Genomic DNA, 18,667 nt, shown 5'->3' on the forward strand with positions numbered 1-18,667 from the left:
GCCGAGACGCCGTCAATCCCTCCCTGTAGCCCTGGCTGCCGCATCCGTGCGGCAGTCACTCGGCTAACCTGTCCCGTAACGGTCATCCTCTCTACATGGGTGTTGCTGCCATCTCATGTCAGATTATCCGGCAGCGATACCAAAGCATTGAGGCAATCGGGGCTGGACGGATTAGCGGACCGTCCGAGCACATGGATGTGCGAGGCCGAGCGGACAAGGACGTGACAGCGGGTCCGCGTTCCGGCCAGCCCCGATAAGCCAGACACAGGATCTTAAGCAACTCCATGCGCACATCGCTCCATATCTGACTTATAGTTATTAGCTCTGCCCCAAAACAGGAAACGCAACATGGATCAACAACGCTGGGCCGCCGTCGATAATTACCTGATTCAACAACTCGTCCCGCAGGATGAGGCCCTGCTGGCCGCACTGGATGCCAACAAAAACGCTGGACTGCCGCCGATTGACGTGGCCCCTAATCAGGGAAAGTTACTCTATCTGTTCGCCAAAATGATCGGTGCCAGACGCATTCTGGAGATCGGCACGCTGGGTGGGTACAGCACCATCTGGCTGGCACGTGCGCTGCCGGACGATGGCAAAGTGATCACCCTTGAGTATCAGCCGCGCCACGCCGAAATCGCCAGTCACAACATTCGCCGCGCCGGGCTGGAAAGCAAAGTGACCATCCTGGTGGGTGCCGCACGGGATACGCTGCCAACCCTCGAAGGTTCCGCCCCGTTCGATATGATCTTTATCGACGCCGACAAGCAAAATAACCCGATCTATCTGGAGTGGGCGCTAAAATACTCGCGTTCCGGCACCGTAATCATCGGTGATAACGTGGTACGCAGCGGGAAAATTACCGATGCCGAAGATGCCGATCCGAATCTCCAGGGGCTGCGGGAATTTCTCAGCCTGGTGGGCAACGACGATCGGCTGGAAGCCACGGCGGTTCAAACCGTCGGAGCCAAAGGCTGGGATGGACTGGCGATGGCGCGGGTGAAATAAGATAAGTTTGAACCTGGCGGCCGTTATCTGGCCCATCTATGACGTCCCGTTCCAGCCTTTCTGGCTTCTGTGTCGCTGTTTTTAAAACCGGGCTGTGGTAGCCGGGGTAGGTCCGAGCGTTACGGGCAGATCGCCGGGACGCCGTAAACACCTCCATGTGGGCTTGGCTGCCGCATCCCTGCGGCAGACACCCGGCTAACCTGTCCCGTAGCGCTCTGCCCTTTTGGCTTCTGTTTCGCGATTTTAAAACCAGGCCGGGTGGTCATTCCTTGAGGTTTTGCGCGGCTGTCTTTGAAAACGGGCGGTGGTGGTTGGGGGGGCTCCCAGTATTGCGGAGAACGATGCCAGCCATGAGGACATCCCCGAGTGGGGATTTGCACTCACCTGACCATACATTTGCATTTTACCTGCCTGTTTGCATTTCATTTGGACATCTGCCACAACAAAATGAAAACAAGTCATCTACTGAATTGACTGACGGCTTTGAGCGAATTGCGGAATTAACGCTGTGCTCTGCGGAAAATTTAAAACGCAGCGTAAAATTTGTCCGACAGCAACGTCTTGTTAGCGTCGGTTCTCATCTTCAGTTACGGGGTGCTCACCAAGATTGTCTGGCAACTCCTCCAATAGCTCTTTTGAGTGATACTGAAGAACTATTTCTCCTTTGTTAGTCTCTCTGTCCAATATCTACCAACTAACTTTTGTTTCGGCTTTTCAATAATTTTGAACATCGCTTTTCCACCATGAAGGATGCTCCGCTCGATTAAACTTAGTCGAGGCCTGCTAGTATAGTAACATGCTAAGTTTTTAATCTTCCTCTCAGGATAAATAAGAAAAACCTCTGAATAAGAAATGCTTTCCATTTCACTCGCGAGCATCATGTAGCTAGTTTAAAAAAAATGATTGGTTGGCCCTGAACATGATAGGTATAGGAGCAGGTTTTTCACCTGTCTCTAGATGTATCCAATCTGAATAAATATAACCTGCCCAGGTCTCGTTTAAATCTGGAAAAGGAACAAGCCAATCTCTAAATATACTGAACTTCAAGCCCCATTTAACGAACGCTGCCACAATTAAAAGGTCAACAGTCACCACTTTAGGAGCAAGCCCGAAAAAATCTTCTACCTTTGACAAGTCTAAGCCGCCAAAGTATGCGAGGGAAAACTAAGCGACCGCTGAAATGGTGACCAATAGATACATCGAGCTTTTAATCGTCACATTACGCATTATTTGAACTCAAAAATAATTCCAAGTGGCTTCAGCAAACCCTCGTCCATCTTCCCGAGTCCATTTTTGATTTTGGTGAAACAAAAAAATGCATTTATTTATCTCCAACCAACGACCAGTGATTGGCTCATCGCCTTGTAGACTATTCCAAATATGGATAAGCATATCTCGAAAACATTCTGTCCATGTAAGATGTGCGAATACGTTGTCCGGACAGTTGAATGCTAAACACTCCATAAAGAAAGATGGTAATTCACGAAACGCTCTATCATCTGCCATCGCGTTTTCAATACGTTTTAGGAGCCGTGCTCCTTTTTTATAGGCATAGCCAGTTCTTTTTTTCTTGGCTATTCCATTTTCTTTTTGTTAGCGTAATATCCTTTAGCATAAACCTTTAATGAGCAATTATTGAACGGTGCATGTGAATCTATCGCTTGCCGAATCATCCGCTCTGTTCGTTCTTGCTTGTCTTTTTCAGTGTCACTTGAAGGACCAATCTATCCTGACAATATATCTTCCAAACTCATTGCTTACCCTCTGTAAACGCTAACGCCTTGCTCACGGGAAAATTGGGAGCGTAGCAAGTAATTTTTCTGTGTGTAGCAAATCGTTAAGCATATATTACAGCCACTCACCTAATATTTGATTACGATAAAAGTCAGAATGAATATCATACTGAGGATCCACATTTGCAGAGTACAAATAAAACAGCTCATTTTGAGGTAAGTTAACTATGTCACCTAGCCACATAATTACATAACCGCCTTTATTCACTCCATATGGAATATTAATTCCACCTGGACCATTAATGCGACCAGCACTTTCTGTTTGCTTCTGAAGCTTATAGCCTTCCGCATGCTCAAACTTTACTAAAACATTTTTATCGAAATATACAGGAGTCAAAAAACCATTTGATGGAATATCTCTAATCAGTCCAGGTATGAAAAAATGTTCCGCTGGAGAATATTTAAATTCTGTCTGTTCACCGACAGGAAGCTTCCCCCTATTAAATCTACCAAACTGATTTATTCGGACTTCACTTTTACCTTGTTTCTTAGCATCTTCAATGTAATTTTTTATGATATGTACTGCCGAAATAGAGAAGCGAATCTGGCCGCTGCTTTTATTTAGCAAATACGGAAGGCAATCCAAAACAACCCTCATTCCATCATAGTAGAATGTTTTTCTCTGAGCACAGAACTCTAAAGGACTACCATCTAGGTCAAAGTAGCTATTATAGCCTTCTAAACTATCTATTTTCAATTTCTCACTCCTGCATGCCTAAAAATCCGTTCTCAAAGGTAGCCTGTTCGCAAATAGAACATTTTCAAAAATTATTTACAAAACTTAACCCATGCCAAACTAACGCTAATGTAAATCTATTTCAACAAGTTTTTCTGAAATAAGTAAATTTGCGTTCGGCATAATTTATACAGGCAGTGCTAGTTGTTCACGAATTTACTCAAGCTGGATACTGGAGAATTTATCCAGCGGTTTGTAACAGTAAAAGAAATGATAATCAGGCATTTACCACAACGCCGAATGTCATGTTTTGGCACACAGCAAACATTCGTACATTCACAACATGTACCGCCAGATTTTGCTGGCGATGGTCGTGAAAATTGCAAACGGGTAGTAAGACCGGATGCAGTTACTCACCCTAGTCTGAACCGATCCTGATGTTTTTCAGGCAACACCGAAGAAAACAGCAGGCTGGCCGTGCACCCGGGCGGGACATCCGCAGCGCTGAACGCAGAAAGGAAGCCAGGATTCCCCCGCACGGACGCGGGGGAAAGGCACAGCCGGGGCAGGACGCCCCGTCTATTCCGATTCGTCAGGCTGACGCACGCAGTGATGGCACCGCATCGCGGCGCCAGGACAGGACCAGACGGGGCACGGCCAGCCAGCGCGATCGCCGCGACTTACCGACAGCACCAACAACACCGACAACATCAATAACAGCCAGCGCTATCACCGATACTGACAGGCAAAACGGTGGCCCCGCTACGCCGCACTCAGCGCAGGAAACTGCGCCATCAGCCGGGCAAACAATCCCGCCATCTGCTCATCCAGCGGTAGATCGCTCCCCTCGCCCTTCTGCACCGCAGCAAACACCTGATGCTTAAGGAAATGACGCCACACCACAGGCCGCTCGGCAAGGAATGCAGTCAGCAGACGATAGCGATCCTCCGTCCACAGCGCCTCAAAGCCTTCGCGCGCCGCCCCCACATCAAAATGCTTATCGCCCGCACCCGGCATTACCGCCCGTAATGCTTCGGTAGCAGACAGATCGATTTCACCGCGCTGCACCACCACGCCGTACTGCTCGCGCGCCGCCTGCTCGCTGAGAAATCCGCACTGTACGTCCCGCAGCACCGCCTGCGCATCGCGATCTTTTGCCGCGCCGTAGCCGCCCGCGCCTGGCCCTTTCACCGTCACCACATCTCCCGGCCCGCAGTGAATGACATCGGTATTGCCGTGTTCAATGACGCTGCCGTCGGGGCGCGTGGTGCGGAACCAGGAAGTGCTCCCCGCACGCCCACCCGCCGCACCGGCGGAGGAAAACACCGAACGGTTGCGGTTGCGCGCGGTGATGGTGGTATTCGGTGCGAACACCTCAAACGCCATCTCCGTTGCCAGCCCGCCGCGATATTTCCCGGCTCCGGCGCTGTCCGCCGCCAGCCCGTAACGATGGAAGCGCACCGGCACTTCGGCCTCGTTGATCTCGATCGGTGTGTTCTTCAGGAACGCCGACAGCCCGCCGGAACCGTCCGGCCCGTCGTGTTTTGGCGTGCCGCCCGCACCGCCGCCGACCGGGCCAAGTGAAGCCACCACGGTACGGTTCTGCGCATCCACAGTACGGATATTAATAATCGAATTACCGCCCGGCGAGTTAGCGGGCAACCTGTCAGGCATCGCCAGCGAAAACGCCCCCACGGTGGCAATCTGCGACATCGCGCAGGTCAGCGAACGCATCCCTACCGCCGCCGGTGCCTCACAGTTCATTATCGTGCCCGGCGGCAGAATGGCGCGTGTTGGCCGCAGGGTTCCGGCATTCAGCAGCAGGGAACGGTCAAGAGTCGACAACACATAGGTCACGCCGACCAGCGCCAGCGGGTGCCGCTCGCGGCCGCCGGTGGGCATATTCAGCGATGAAGCCAGCTGCGGATCGCTGCCGGTGTAGTCCAGCTCCAGACTGTCGCCTTTGATCCGCAGAGTGATCGCGATACGGCACGGGTAGCCCCCCTCGCCGTCTTCGTCTGCATAATCGGCATAGAAATATTCACCATCGGGAATGGTACTGATAATCGACCGCGCCTGCTGCTCGGCGTAGTCGAGAATGCCTTCAACGCCGGTCAGGAAGTCATCGATACCGAAGCGGGCGATAATCTCCTGCACTTTGCGCTCGCCGATATTCACCGAGGCGATCTGCGCGTTGAAGTCACCCCAGTTCTGATCCGGCGCACGCACGTTCAGCCGCATAATCTGCGCTACCGCCTCATTCATCTGACCGCCGCTAATGATTTTCAGCGGCGGAATGCGAATGCCTTCCTGCACGATCTCGGTCAGGGATCGCGACAGCGAAGCAGGCACCGCGCCGCCCACGTCGGTGTTGTGAATATGGCCGACCACAAAGCAGACGATTTCACCCTGGTGGAACACCGGCTTCCAGATATGGATATCCGGCGAGTGGGTCGCCACATTTCCGGCATAGGAATCGTTGGTGATGCAGATATCCCCTTCCTGATAGCCGTCGATCAGCGCCAGCACCGGGCCGTAGTCAATCCCACTGTACCAGGGCGCGCCGAAGCTGCGCGGCGAGGCAAAGGCCAGCCCGTCGCGGCTGACGATCTGACAGGAAAAATCTTCCGTCTCTTTAACAAAGGTGGAATGCGCAGTGCGCATCAGCGTAAACGCCATCGCGTCGGCCGCGGCCGCACAGTAGTTGGCGAGGATCTGCAGGTTACGGCCATCAATTGCCATGATGTTCTCCGGAAACGGGGGTGATAATCAGGTTGCCAAAGCGGTCGACGTCGACCTGCATCTGCGGCGGTACGCAGGTGGTGCAGTCGTCCTGCGCGACGATAACCGGGCCGGTGAGCTGGTGCCCGGCGGCCAGCGCGGAGCGGGAAACCACATCCACCTGCCACCAGCGCCCGTCGATCCAGGCTTCCACCTGGCGCAGTACCTGCGCCGGGCCATCGGCGGCGGCCAGCAGTTTCATCTGCGGTTTCGGCGTAGGCGAGCTCAGCACCAGCCGCAGGTTAATCAGCTGTACCGCCGCATGCTCGTCATGATGCCCGAACAGGCGGGTGTGATGCGCATCGAAAGCCTGACGGATCGCGGCCAGATTACCCGCCCGCAGCCATTCTTCCTCCAGCGCCACGTCGATTTCAAACGACTGGCCGCGATAGCGCATATCGGCAGAGAAGCTCAGCCGGTAAGGCAGATCGCCACCGTACTCGCGCTGCAGCCAGCCTTCGGCTTCATCGCGCAACACGCCGCTGGCATCATGCAGAGCGGCACTGGCAGACGGAGTCAGATCGCAGTAAAGCGTGTTGATAAAGTCGTTTTTGATATCGGCGACCAGCCCGCCCAGCGCCGACAGCACGCCAGGCGTTGGCGGTACAACCACGCCTTTCAGCTTGAGTTCGCGCGCCAGGAAGCAGCCCATCATCGGCCCGGCACCGCCAAATGCGAGGAAGTAGAACTCGCGCGGATCGAGGCCGAAACGGGATATCAGCCCGCTGGTGTCGCTGTACATGCTGGAAATCGCCAGCGCGATAATGTTTTCTGCCGTCTCTTCAATGCTGATGCCCAGCGGTTCGGCCAGTTTCTGCACCGCCGCCCGCGCTCCTGCTACATCGACCTGCACCGCGTTGTAGCCGAGATCGCCATGGCCGATCATGCCGCAGGCGGCAAAAGCATCGGTGGCGGTGGCTTCTGTACCGCCGCGGCGGAAGCAGACCGGGCCAGGCAGTGAACCCGCACTGTCCGGCCCCACCTGTAACACCCCCAGGCTGTCGATCCAGGCGATCGAGCCGCCGCCCTGTCCCACCGAGGTGACGGAAACCGACGGAATGTAGATCGGGAAGTCGCCGATAATTTCACCGCTGCCGTATTCCGGGCGACCGTCGATAATAACCGCCACATCGGCGCTGGTGCCGCCAATATCCAGGCTCAGCAGACGGTCAAAGCCGCAGTTTTCCGCAATATAGCTGGCACCGATCACCCCGGAAGCGGTGCCGGAAAGCACCATCTGTACGCATTCCGCTTTGGCCTGCGCCAGTCCCATCACTCCGCCGTTGGACTTGGTGATGCGTGGCGGTACAGGAACGCCCATCTCTTTCAGCGCCCGCTCGAACGAGTCAAGATAGTGGATGACCTTTGGCTGCACGTAGGCGTTGATCACTGCGGTGATGGTGCGTTCGTACTCACGAATAATCGGCCAGATCTCCGCCGAGCAGGAAGTCAGCAGATCCGGGGCCAGCTCAGCGACCAGTTCCCGCACCCGCGCTTCGTTGCCGCCGTTGCGATAGCTGTGCAGCAGCGAAACCACGATCCCCTCGCAGCCTGCCGCCCGCGCGCCGTCAATCGCCTCCACCACGCTTTGCCTGTCGACCTCCTGCAATACCCGGCCGTCACGATCGGTGCGTTCACGAATGGCGAAAACCCGGTCGCGGGAAATCAGCGGGGCCGGGCGGCGTGAAAACAGATCGTGGATATGGGGGATCTTCAGGCGGGCCAGTTCCAGCACGTCGCAGAAACCGTCGGTGGCAAACAGCGCCAGCCGCACACCTTTGCGCTGGATCACCGCGTTGACGCCGACGGTGGTGCCGTGGGTAAACGCGCTGATTTCCTGCGGCTGGATGCCGTCGCGCTCGCGGAACTGGGCAAGGCCGGTGGTAATTTCGCTGCCGGGGCTGTCGGGACGCGACAGAACTTTTAACGTTCGAATGCTGTTATCTCGCTCGTCCAGCACGGCAAAATCGGTGAACGAGCCGCCAATATCGACGCCAACGCGGTAACTCATGCGGTGTGATCCTCTGGGTGGGTGGGAATGAATTCCATCAATCGTTGTGGCTTTTCCACCGGCTGCCAGCCTGCGCGGCGATAGACCTCATGGGCATCGTCGGTGGCCAGCATCCAGCGTTTTACGGTTTTGAGTTCAGGGTGCTGCAAAATGCTGGCGGCAAACCAGCCGCCGAGCCCGTGGCCGCGCTGCGACGGGTCAATGATCACGTCGCTGAGGTAGGCAAAGCGGCTGTAGTCGGTGATCAGGCGGCCAAATCCCACCTGCTGGCCCCGGTGGTAAATGCCGAAGCAGAGCGATCCCGCCAGGGCGCGCAGCGTTTGCGCCAGCGGCTGCCCTTTGGCCCAGTAGCTGTTTTCAGAAAGCTGATGGTGGACCCATGCCACATCCAGCCGGTTCGGGTCGCTGCTGAGCAGATAGTCGTCGCGCTGCCATTCGGCAATGATGGGAACGAGCGGCTGTAGCATGGTGGCTCCTGACCTGTTTTTTGTGGGGATAAAATGAGTGTACGGTTTTTGGCGGCGGGATTTTTTTGTAACGGGGGGTGACTACGGCGTTTTGTGGGGAATTACGGGTGGGTGGGGAAATTTTCTGCGTCGTCTGTCGATTTGATGTGTGATCGAGTCTGTAATTTAAAGGGCTTAGTCGCCTGTGGTGACTGTGATAACGCTGGCGGGTGGTGTTTGATTTCCAGGTTGCCTGTATAAAACCAATTGTTCATGGATGGATTTTTTAGTTATCGGCGTAGAAGCAGAAGCAGAAGCAGAAGCAGAAGCAGAAGCAGAAGCAGAAGCAGAAGCAGAAGCAGAAGCAGAAGCAGAAAATATCAGGGTGAGCGGCTGGAAAGTAAATCATCCTACAAGGGGCAGGAATATCGCCCCTTGTAATTAAACCCGAGGCTAGATTATGTCGGCATCGAGAAGGTGGTCACTTTATTGGTCTGCGGGTCGATTGAGATGATGCAGATAGCCAGATTTCCGCCGAAACGATCTTTACGATCGGAAATTTGCAGGTTGTAGGTTTCTGAGAATGACGTGTAGCCAGAAGAATTAGATTCATTCAGTTTGAAACCCAGAATCTGTTCGAAATAGGTTCTGCTTTTACCAATGCTGCTCTTACACTGCTCATTGGTGATTTTACCGGATTGTTTTACCGAGGCAGTGGTTTGCGTACCGGTGGTGCTGGTGCTATTGGTATTGAGCGCCGCATTGACCGCTTTCATTTTTTCGCCAACGGTCTGCTGGAAATCAGCGCAGGATGTAGAGAGTAAAACCATGCCGCAGAGGAGTAGCTTTTTCATTGTATTCCTTACAATATTTAACGTTATTTTTCAGCATGACAGTATAATTTTTACAAAATCCTTACTCCAGAATAAAAATTCCTGAAAAATCCGAAAATCAATCGACAACCACCAATTAATAACACTGGCAAACTTTTTCAATTGAAATTTTCACATGGCTGAATTTTAAAGCTCTTTCTCGATCGCCTTATCTACAGTGGGAGAGAATATATGGGCACGTGTTATCGAAATGGCGGTAAAAGTGGCATTCTCTGCAGCGGCGTTATTAAGATAAAACTATTTAAATAGCCACCGCTGGCGGAATGGCGGAATGGCGGAATGGCGGAATGGCGGAATGGCGGAATGCTAAAAATAATTCCAGCCGAATGGATATCAGAGATAGCTGATGCAGGGGCGTTGACATCGGTGCTGGGGGGAATGAGAGAATAGCCGTATTTCATCGAAGGATGAAAATAACGCAGACTCTAAATTATCTCTATGGAAGCTTCAGGGTTATAGCTGCTACGGCAGAGATCATCAATCAATATACCCGCAGCAGGCCGCGGCCAGGTAAGATCCCCCGCAGGGGATCGCGTTCAGGTTCTGCTACATGTATATCGCGAAGGGCGTAAATAAAAACGCTTTAAGTCTTATGCGGCATAAAATAAGACGTCACGTCAGTAATGCACCAACCCGCCATCCACCGCGTACTGGCTTCCGGTCACGTAAGAAGCGTCGTCGGATAGCAGGAAAAGCGCGACGGCGGCGGCTTCTTCTGCTGTCCCTGCCCGCCGCAGCGGCACCTGGCTGACCACGAAATCCTCAAACTGCTGGCGGGACTCCTCCGGCATAAAGTGCCTGAAATTGGTTTCAATCGGGCCGGGAACCAGTGTATTCGCCCGGATATTGCGCGCGGCCAGCGCAGCGGCCCAGCTTTTCACCATCGCCACGGTCGCGCCCTTGGTCGCGGCATACAGACTGGTCATCGCCGCGCCTTCATAAACCGAAGATGACGAGGTAACCAGTACGGATGCGCCGGGATTTAGCGAGCCGGACAGTGCAGCTAACTGAAGCATCGGTCCGCGAACATTGGCATTCATCATGCGGTTAAATCCGTCGGCCGTAACGGACTCCGGCGCACCCACCTCCGCGTAACCGGCATTCAGCCACAGTCCGTCCAGCGAGCCCCACTCGCTGACAGCCGCCGCCAGCGCAGCGATATCTTCTTCATCGGCGGCATCATTTCTCAGGATCGGCGTGGTACCCGGTAACAGGCTGCGGGCTTTCGCCAGGCGCTCTTCATTCAAACCGGTGATGGCAACCTGCCCACCTTCGCTGGCAATGCGCAGCGCACCGGCCAACCCCATACCGCTGCTCCCGCCGGTGATTAGAATGCGTTTGCCCTGAAATCTGCTCATGATGGCCTCCTCTTTTCATTTACCTTGTTTGCCACCTTACGAAACTTCCATAGTTGCCGTCATCTGTTTCACCAGGTGACATTTTTGCGCTGGATACTTATTTTTTATCCTGCGGCTACGCATCAGTGTTCATCGTTTTACTGGATTATCGAAACTGAAGTTCAGGCATTACGGACTCTGGTGAAGACCATTAAAATCAGGGTTCGTACGGCATACTTCATTTATCCTTACTTGCAATAATGCGGTATATTGGCGGCACTATTTTGCATTCATCGTTCTATCACAGGTAACAACGGCAATGGCTTTTATCCCTAAAAACTACGCGCGGCTGGAAAGCGGCTACCGTGAGAAAGCACTCAAAATTTATCCGTGGGTCTGCGGCCGCTGTTCACGCGAGTTTGTCTATTCCAACCTGCGCGAACTGACGGTTCACCACATCGACCACGATCATACCAATAACCCGGAAGACGGCAGCAACTGGGAGCTGTTGTGCCTGTACTGCCACGATCACGAACACTCGAAGTACACCGAGGCAGATCAGTACGGCACCACCGTTGTTGCGGGTGAAGATGCGCAAAAAGATGTCGGTGAGGCCACTTACAATCCGTTTGCCGATCTGAAGTCGATGCTGAATAAGAAGAAATAATCTCCTCGAAATGACAGTATCGGGGCGTATTCTGAGGGTTATATGTTTCGCATGAAGGCAGGTGTCTTCCTTCCGGGCGGTCCTCGCGTCGCTTCGCGATACCTTCATTTCGTTCGTCAGCCTCACGGACCGGCACAGATGCGCGTCCTGCGCAACTGCGCCTTTCGTCCACATCCCTGTGGCCGAATCCGGGCTTCCTCACTGCGTTCAGCACTGCGGATTGCCCTTCAGAAAGACTCCTCTTGGCCTGCCAGCCTGATTTCCTCGTCAGGACCAGCAACAAAAGCAGCAAGCACACTCTTCGAGGGGGATCGGCCTCTGCGGCTGCCGGGTAATCCGCAGCGCTGAGGTGAAGGCAGCTGGCCAGGAGCCGCCGACAGGGATGTTGGCGGCAGGCGAAGTCGGGTCAGGGATGACACGTCTTCGCCGATCCGTGCGGCCGGGTGCCGTAACCGAAGGCACCGCAAAGCGGCGCGAGGACCGCCCGGCAGCCGCAGAGGCCGAAACCCTGGCACCCATGCCACAGCGATCCCAGCTAACCAGCTAACCAGCCAATCAGCCAATCAGCCAATCAGCCAATCAGCCAATCAGCCAAATCAAAACTCAACCTGGGTATGACGCGTAATCAGCGAACGCAACGGCACGCTGCTTTTCATAATCGGTGACTTAATCACAATATAACTAAAGTACTTATCAATCCCCACCTTCGCATCCAGCAGCCCTTCAATCACTTCCTGATAATGCTCAATACTGCGGGTGATAAACCGTAACAGATAGTCATAACCGCCGGTGATCAGATGGCACTCCATCAGCTCGTCAACCTCACGGATAGCGTTCTCAAACTTCATAAAATCTTCGCGACGATGGCCGGAAAGGGTCACCTCGGTAAACACCGTCACCGAATCCGTAATCTTGGTCAGATTAATGTGGGCTTCATAGCCGGTGATAAACCCGGCGGTTTCCAGGCGCTTGACGCGCTGCAGACAGGGGCTGGGCGACAGCCCAACGGCATCGGCAAGATTCACATTGCTGATACGGCCATCTTTTTGCAGCTGCACCAGAATGTTGATGTCGATACGGTCCAGTTTCATTAAGCCGTTCATAACCGCCCTCATTGTTACTACATTGTCACAACCCTTCCCTATCCGCCGCGCAGTGGGATGTGCTGCGCGTCAGATATTTCAGGTAATTTCCAATGGTATAGCACGCTTTCCGCAACTTACGCCAGCGATTTACCGTGCCATACCATCCAACCGTTATTATCAATAAATACAATAATATCAATGAGGAACTGTCGTTCAGCCCAGTCGTCCCGTTGCACGAGCCAGTGCAATATCAAAGATATGCAGCGCTTCTTCCAGCTGCGAGTCACTGGTCACCAGCGGCGCGAGGAAACGCACGGTATTGCGATGCAGGCCACACTTGATTAACAGCAGGCCTTCCTGGCAGGCGCAATCCAGAATTTTCTGCGTCAGCGCCGCATCCGGCTGTTTGGTTTCAAAATCGATGATCTCTACCGCCTGCATAAAGCCAATACCGCGTACTTCACCGATGCAGGCGTATTTATCCGCCAGCTGGCGCAGGCGCGCATTCAGGTGTTCACCAAGCTGGTTGGAGCGCTCCAGCAGGTTATCCTGCTCCAGCAGATCCAGCACCGCCAACGAAGCAGCACAGGCCAGTGCGTTACCGCCGTAGGTGCCGCCCAGTCCGCCCGGAGCCGGCGCGTCCATGATCGCCGCTTTACCGACTACACCGGAAATCGGCAGGCCGCCGCCGAGGCTTTTCGCCACGGTCACCAGGTCCGGCACAATGCCGGTGTGCTGGAAACCAAACATCTTGCCGGTACGGCCAAAGCCGGTCTGCACTTCATCGCAGATCAGCAGAATGCCGTGGCGTTGAGTGATCTCACGCAGCGCCTGCATAAAGCTCGGGGACGCCGCCAGGAAGCCGCCGTCGCCCTGCACAGGTTCAATGATAATCGCCGCGACGCGCTCCGGCAGGATCTGCACCGCGAACAGGGTATCCAGCGCCTTTAAGCAGTCCGCTTCCGAAATATTGTGGAAGGCATTCGGGAACGGCACGCGGTAAACATCGCCCGGGAACGGACCGAAGTTCTGTTTATACGGCTGGCTCATCCCGGTCAGGGTCACGCCTAATAACGTACGGCCGTGGAAGGCACCGTCAAAGGCAATCACGCCAGGACGGTTAGTGTGTGCGCGGGCAATCTTCACCGCATTTTCTACTGCTTCTGCACCGCTGGTGAAAAATACGCTTTTAAATTCTTCACCGGCACCGACTAATTTATTCAGGCGCTTTGCCAGTTCGATATAGCCCGGGTAGGCAGCCACCTGGAAACAGGCGTGGGAAACCAGCTGCAGCTGTTCGGTAACGGCATTCACTACCGCCGGGTGATTGTGGCCAACGTTTAATACGCCGATACCACCAACGAAATCTAAATAGCGATTTCCTTCCACATCCCACACTTCCGATCCTTTGCCTTTAGCAATCACAATCGGGTGTGCGGTTACTACGCCGCGCGGAACGTTCTCTGCGCGGGTATCCAGTAACAGTGCGTTATCAGAAAATGTCTGCTGCTCAGCCAGTAAATTATGCATTTCTTTGCCTCTTTGACGTGAAAATTGTATTTGCCAAGTATCGCAATAAGCCATGGGGGTAAGCTGCCGTTGATGGACCGGCAGCAGCATTAACTTTCGTAATTCGGGCTAATCTGTCGGTTATATTTTTACGCCGAGCGTTTCCTGAACAACGGCACGGAACCAGCGAATGCCATAAGGGATCAGCGCATCGTTAAAATCATATTCTGAATGATGCAGCGGGCGGCTGTCGGCGGAGCCAAGCCACAGATATGCCCCCGGTTTTGCCTGCAACATAAAGGAGAAGTCTTCCGAGGTGAGCGCGGGTTTTGGCGCCTCACCGTGTTCCAGCCCCGCCCGACGCGCAGCGCGTAATGCCACCGCCGCCTCTTCAGCGCTGTTAATGGTTGCCGGATAGTAGCGCTCGTATTTCACCGTCGCCGTCAGGCCGTGCGCGGCGGTCACACTGGCGGCCAGTTCACGCATGCGGCGTTCAATGGTGTCCTGCACTGCGCTGTCAAAGGCGCGCACCGTGCCGCTGAGCGTGGCTTCCGCCGGGATCATATTGTGCGAGAAACCGCCGTTGATCCGCGTCACGGTTAACACGGCCGGATCGCACGGGTCGAGGTTGCGGCTGACGATGGTATGCAGCGCCACCACCAGCTCGCTGGTCGCCAGCAGGGTATCCGGCGTCAGCTGCGGCTGCGCGGCATGCCCGCCGCCGCCGTGAACGGTAATGCTGAAGGCATCTCCGGCCGCCATAATCGGCCCCGGTCGGGTTTGCACCACGCCGAGCGGCAGCTGCGGCCAGTTATGAATGGCGTAGACCGCATCGCAGGGGAAGCGGGTAAACAGACCGTCTTCGATCATCGCCTTCGCCCCGGCCTGACCTTCTTCCGCGGGCTGGAAGATAAAATTCACCGTGCCGTCAAAATCAGGATTGGCGGCCAGCTGCGCGGCGGCACCCAGCAGCATCACCGTATGGCCGTCGTGGCCGCAGGCGTGGCAGACGCCCGCCGTCTGGCTTTTCCACGGCTGGCTGCCGAGATCGTTCATCGGCAGCGCATCCATATCGGCACGCAGGCCGATTGCACGCGTACTGCTGCCGCGCTTCAGTACGCCCACCACCCCGGTTTTACCGATACCGCGATGCACCTCAATGCCCAGATCCTCCAGGAATTCGGCGACGATAGCCGCGGTACGGTGCTCGTTGTAGGCCAGTTCAGGGTGAATATGCAGATCGCGGCGCAGCGCGACCAGCTGAGAAATATCCATATCAGTATCCTTTTGCCCGGTCGACCAGGCCGACCATGGTTTCTCCACGCTCAAAGCGGCGAATGTTCTCCAGCAGCGCAACCACGGCGCTTTCCGGCTGGGTCTGGCTGGCGATATGCGGCGTCAGCCAGATCTGAGGATGCTGCCAGAAGCGGTGCCCGGCGGGCAGCGGCTCGGGAACGGTGACGTCGATGACCGCCGCCGCCAGATGCTGTTCATCCAGCGCAGCCAGCAGTGCGTCGTGATCGAGCTGAGGTCCCCGCCCCACCTGAACCAGCGAAGCGCCGCGCGGCAGCTGGCGGAACAGGTCGGCGTTCAGAATGCCTTCGGTACTGGCTGTCAGCGGCAGCAGGCAGATAAGAATATCGGTTCGTGCCAGGAATTCACTCAGCTGCGCTTCACCGGTCCAGCAGCGCACGCCGGGCAGATCGCGCGGGCTGCGGTTCCAGCCGCCGCAGTCAAAGCCCATCGCCACCAGCGGTTTCAGCACCGCCTCGCCGAGGTTGCCCAGCCCCATCACGCCGATGCGGCAGTCGGCAGCGGATCGCATACTGTGCGCCTGCCAGACTTCGTCACGCTGCTGTTGCAGGTAGCGCGGCATATCGCGGTGCAGGCCGAGCACGGCAAAAGTCACGTACTCCACCATCCCCTGCGTCAGCCCCGGCTCAATCATCCGCACCACCGGCAGCGACGGCGGCAGGCTGGCATAGTCAAACTGATCCGCCCCGGCACCGACCGAGAACAGCACCTTCAGATTAGGAAACTGCTGCATGATGTTTTCCGGCGGCTGCCAGGCCACCAGGTACTCCACCTCTTCGGCGTTACCTACCTCCGGCCACTGGCGGAAGCTGGCACCGGGCGCCAGATCCGCCAGCAGAGAGGCCCACTTACGGCCGCGTTCGGGTTCCGATTTATAGACAATATTCATTACGCCATCGCCTGCGTCATCAGCGCGAACGCCTGCATGCCGCCACTTTCCGGCTGCCAGACGTCCCCTTTACACATCGTGACCGGGGCGTCCACTTCCACCAGCCCCAGCTCGTTAAGCCACGGACCCAGTCCCGTTGCCCGGTCGGTATCGATGCGCACAAACTGGCCGCTAACGCCGCTGAGCAGTTCACCGATCAGCACTTTCGCGCTCTGCGCGCTGCGGGCCACCACCGGACCAATCGCATAGCCGTGACCAAAGCGGCGCAGGCAGGCGAAACCGGCAGGCGCACCGTTCTCTTCCAGCACCAGGAAACGCTCGGCGCTGTCCAGCAGGTTGGCAATCAGCAGCGGACGATGCTGGCCCAGCGTCTGGCGGTCCAGCGCGGTCAGCAGTGCGGCATCCTGAGGTGCCGCAGCACGCAGCCGCTGGCCGGGCGCGCAGGCCGGGGCGCTAACCGTCGGCAGCTCGCGACACTGGTGCTGCTCAATGTGCCCGGTCGCCACAAAGCCCAGTTTTTCATACAGCGGCTTGCCCGCCTCGGTGGCGTGCAGGCGAATGTTGCTGCCCGCCAGTTTATCCATCCCCATTTGCATCAGCTGGCGACCAATGCCGCGGCCCTGCTGGGCGTCGTCAACGATCACCAGCCCGAGGGTGGAATAGTCACGCCCCCAGCGCCAGCAGAGGATGGTGCCAATCACTTCGCCGTTTTCCTGCGCCACGATCCCTTCCCCCAGCAGCAGCGCCTGCTGCCAGTCGGCGCGGCGGTGCGGCCACTTGAGTCTCTGGGTCAGCGCAAAGGCGGCATCCAGATGGGTTTCATTCATCGCTACGAATTCAATTGTCATCGTCGTTCCTTACATCATACCCGGCGCGTTAAGGCCGGAACCGTCAACCAGTCGCTCATAGCGATACGGGGTCGCATCCACAATCGGTGTATCACCGTTGGCAAGATCGGCAGCCAGGCGGCCTGCCCCCGGCCCGATACCGAAGCCGTGCGCGCTGTAGCCCGCCGAGATAATCAGCCCCGGCAGTTTGCCGACGTGGGAAATCACCGGCACTGCGTCCGGCGTGCTGTCAATCATGCCGCCCCACGCCTGTTCCAGCTGGATTTTGCCCATCGCCGGGTACTCTTTACGCATGGCGTCGATGCCTTCCTGCACCATCGCCATATCCGGGCGCGGGTCGAGAATACGGATTTTTTCAAACGGCGACGTGCCGTCCATCTGCCAGCGGCCGAACGCTTCCGGGCCGTTGAAGAACGGGCTGAGGCCCAGATTAAGCGTCAGGTTTTTACGCCGCGCCTTGAAAGTGGGATAGAACTGGCGGGCATAGCGCAGCCCCTGTGCGCCCGGCTCCAGACGACCGCGGCCGGATACCGACATGGTGTAGCTGCCGTCCATCTGCGGGCGGCAGGCGAAGCCCGGGGTATACAGCGGCAGCGCAATCGCCTGCTCAATCGGTTTGGTGCGGAACGCGGTGCCGATCACGTTGCCGAGCGGCAGATCGATACCGTGGCGGCGGCAGAACATTGAGGTCCAGGCACCGCCCGCGCAGATCACCCGTCCGGTTTTAATCAGCCCACGCTCGGTCCACACGCCGCTGACGCGCCCGCCGGAAATATCCAACCCGCGCACCGCGCACTGCTGAAACACTTTCGCGCCGAGCTTCTGCGCGGCGATGGCCAGACCGGGTGCCGCCAGCGACGGTTCGGCATGGCCGTCGGTCGGCGAATGCACGCCGCCCAGCCAGGCGGTGGTGCTGCCCGGCGTCATCTCTTTGGCGCGGGCGGCAGTGAGAATTTCACTGCTGAAGCCGTAGGTTTTCGCCATCTGGTTCCACTTTTCCCAGGCGTTGATATCGTCCTGATTACGGGAGGCGTAAACCAGCCCGCTGCGGCGGAAGCCCAGCTCTTCACCTGTTTCACCCGCCAGCTCATCCCAGCGCTGTAGGGCATAAATGATCAGCGGCAGCTCGCGCTCGTCGCGGTTCTGCTGACGGCACCAGCCCCAGTTGCGGCTCGACTGTTCGCCGCCGACCAGGCCCTTTTCAATCAGCACCACGCTGACGCCTTTTTTGGCCAGCTCGTAGGCGGCGGCCGCTCCGGCAATACCGGCGCCGATCACCACCACATCCACTTCCGGCGGGAAGTAAGGACTGTCCTGTACGTATCGTATCGGTGCGGGCATGTTCTCTGTTACCTCTGAAAAAGTGGTTTAACGGGGCGTCCTCAACGATGGACTCTCCCCGCAATCAAT

General features: G+C 56.2%; 16 protein-coding genes. 3 read left to right on the forward strand and 13 right to left on the reverse strand.

Translation table 11 applies throughout. The features are described from left to right. Positions 1–348 precede the first annotated feature (348 nt). The gene (locus tag JOE09_RS04440; protein WP_205064932.1) at positions 349–1,008 is read left to right on the forward strand and encodes an O-methyltransferase; all 660 of its coding nucleotides are present in this window, start codon (positions 349–351) and stop codon (positions 1,006–1,008) included. A 1,236-nt stretch (positions 1,009–2,244) separates the two neighbouring features. On the opposite strand, the gene JOE09_RS26495 is transcribed toward JOE09_RS04440, so the two are convergent. From JOE09_RS26495 to JOE09_RS04460, 5 genes are all read right to left on the reverse strand, one after another. Further along, a complete protein-coding gene (locus JOE09_RS26495) occupies positions 2,245–2,586 on the reverse strand; it encodes a nucleotidyltransferase-like protein (RefSeq protein WP_476703936.1) in 342 nt (113 codons plus the stop codon). Positions 2,587–2,856: 270 nt separating this feature from the next. Then, a complete protein-coding gene (locus JOE09_RS04445) occupies positions 2,857–3,498 on the reverse strand; it encodes a hypothetical protein (protein WP_205064933.1) in 642 nt (213 codons plus the stop codon). A gap of 741 nt (positions 3,499–4,239) precedes the next feature. After that, the gene (locus JOE09_RS04450; RefSeq protein WP_205064934.1) at positions 4,240–6,219 is read right to left on the reverse strand and encodes a hydantoinase B/oxoprolinase family protein; all 1,980 of its coding nucleotides are present in this window, start codon (positions 6,217–6,219) and stop codon (positions 4,240–4,242) included. Next, a complete protein-coding gene (locus JOE09_RS04455) occupies positions 6,209–8,269 on the reverse strand; it encodes a hydantoinase/oxoprolinase family protein (RefSeq protein ID WP_205064935.1) in 2,061 nt (686 codons plus the stop codon). The genes JOE09_RS04450 and JOE09_RS04455 overlap by 11 nt, the downstream gene beginning before the upstream one ends. Then, positions 8,266–8,736 carry a GNAT family N-acetyltransferase gene (locus JOE09_RS04460; protein WP_205064936.1) on the reverse strand — a complete coding sequence of 157 codons (471 nt, stop codon included), beginning with the start codon at positions 8,734–8,736 and terminating at the stop codon, positions 8,266–8,268. Before JOE09_RS04460 ends, JOE09_RS04455 begins: the two co-directional genes overlap by 4 nt. 256 nt (positions 8,737–8,992) lie before the next feature. Between JOE09_RS04460 and JOE09_RS04465 the strand changes: the two genes are divergently transcribed. Further along, on the forward strand, positions 8,993–9,160 hold the full coding sequence (locus tag JOE09_RS04465; protein WP_205064937.1) for a hypothetical protein: 168 nt from the start codon (positions 8,993–8,995) through the stop codon (positions 9,158–9,160). Between the two features lie 13 nt (positions 9,161–9,173). On the opposite strand, the gene JOE09_RS04470 is transcribed toward JOE09_RS04465, so the two are convergent. Both JOE09_RS04470 and JOE09_RS04475 read right to left on the reverse strand, forming a co-directional pair. Continuing rightward, the gene (locus tag JOE09_RS04470; RefSeq protein WP_205064938.1) at positions 9,174–9,569 is read right to left on the reverse strand and encodes a hypothetical protein; all 396 of its coding nucleotides are present in this window, start codon (positions 9,567–9,569) and stop codon (positions 9,174–9,176) included. A 656-nt stretch (positions 9,570–10,225) separates the two neighbouring features. Then, a complete protein-coding gene (locus JOE09_RS04475) occupies positions 10,226–10,966 on the reverse strand; it encodes an SDR family oxidoreductase (RefSeq protein ID WP_205064939.1) in 741 nt (246 codons plus the stop codon). A gap of 298 nt (positions 10,967–11,264) precedes the next feature. Here JOE09_RS04475 and yajD point away from each other — a divergent pair, with 298 nt between their 5' ends. After that, a complete protein-coding gene (gene yajD, locus JOE09_RS04480) occupies positions 11,265–11,612 on the forward strand; it encodes an HNH nuclease YajD (RefSeq protein WP_123329247.1) in 348 nt (115 codons plus the stop codon). A gap of 596 nt (positions 11,613–12,208) precedes the next feature. Here yajD and JOE09_RS04485 read toward each other — a convergent pair. The 6 genes from JOE09_RS04485 to JOE09_RS04510 all read right to left on the reverse strand — a co-directional run bounded on the left by JOE09_RS04485 (position 12,209) and on the right by JOE09_RS04510 (position 18,598). Next, a complete protein-coding gene (locus tag JOE09_RS04485) occupies positions 12,209–12,715 on the reverse strand; it encodes an Lrp/AsnC family transcriptional regulator (protein WP_105594848.1) in 507 nt (168 codons plus the stop codon). A 195-nt stretch (positions 12,716–12,910) separates the two neighbouring features. Further along, a complete protein-coding gene (gene gabT, locus JOE09_RS04490) occupies positions 12,911–14,227 on the reverse strand; it encodes a 4-aminobutyrate--2-oxoglutarate transaminase (RefSeq protein WP_205064940.1) in 1,317 nt (438 codons plus the stop codon). Positions 14,228–14,347: 120 nt separating this feature from the next. Further along, on the reverse strand, positions 14,348–15,475 hold the full coding sequence (locus JOE09_RS04495; RefSeq protein ID WP_338049305.1) for a M20 aminoacylase family protein: 1,128 nt from the start codon (positions 15,473–15,475) through the stop codon (positions 14,348–14,350). A 7-nt stretch (positions 15,476–15,482) separates the two neighbouring features. After that, the gene (locus JOE09_RS04500) at positions 15,483–16,409 is read right to left on the reverse strand and encodes a 2-hydroxyacid dehydrogenase (RefSeq protein ID WP_205064942.1); all 927 of its coding nucleotides are present in this window, start codon (positions 16,407–16,409) and stop codon (positions 15,483–15,485) included. Then, positions 16,409–17,257 (reverse strand): GNAT family N-acetyltransferase, encoded by an 849-nt coding sequence (locus JOE09_RS04505; protein WP_205064943.1) that lies wholly within the window; start codon positions 17,255–17,257, stop codon positions 16,409–16,411. The genes JOE09_RS04500 and JOE09_RS04505 overlap by 1 nt, the downstream gene beginning before the upstream one ends. Positions 17,258–17,266: 9 nt before the next feature. Then, the gene (locus JOE09_RS04510) at positions 17,267–18,598 is read right to left on the reverse strand and encodes an NAD(P)/FAD-dependent oxidoreductase (RefSeq protein WP_200547930.1); all 1,332 of its coding nucleotides are present in this window, start codon (positions 18,596–18,598) and stop codon (positions 17,267–17,269) included. Between the last annotated feature and the right edge of the window lie 69 nt (positions 18,599–18,667).

Source organism: Pantoea coffeiphila (genome assembly GCF_016909495.1).
GTDB lineage: Bacteria > Pseudomonadota > Gammaproteobacteria > Enterobacterales > Enterobacteriaceae > Erwinia > Erwinia coffeiphila.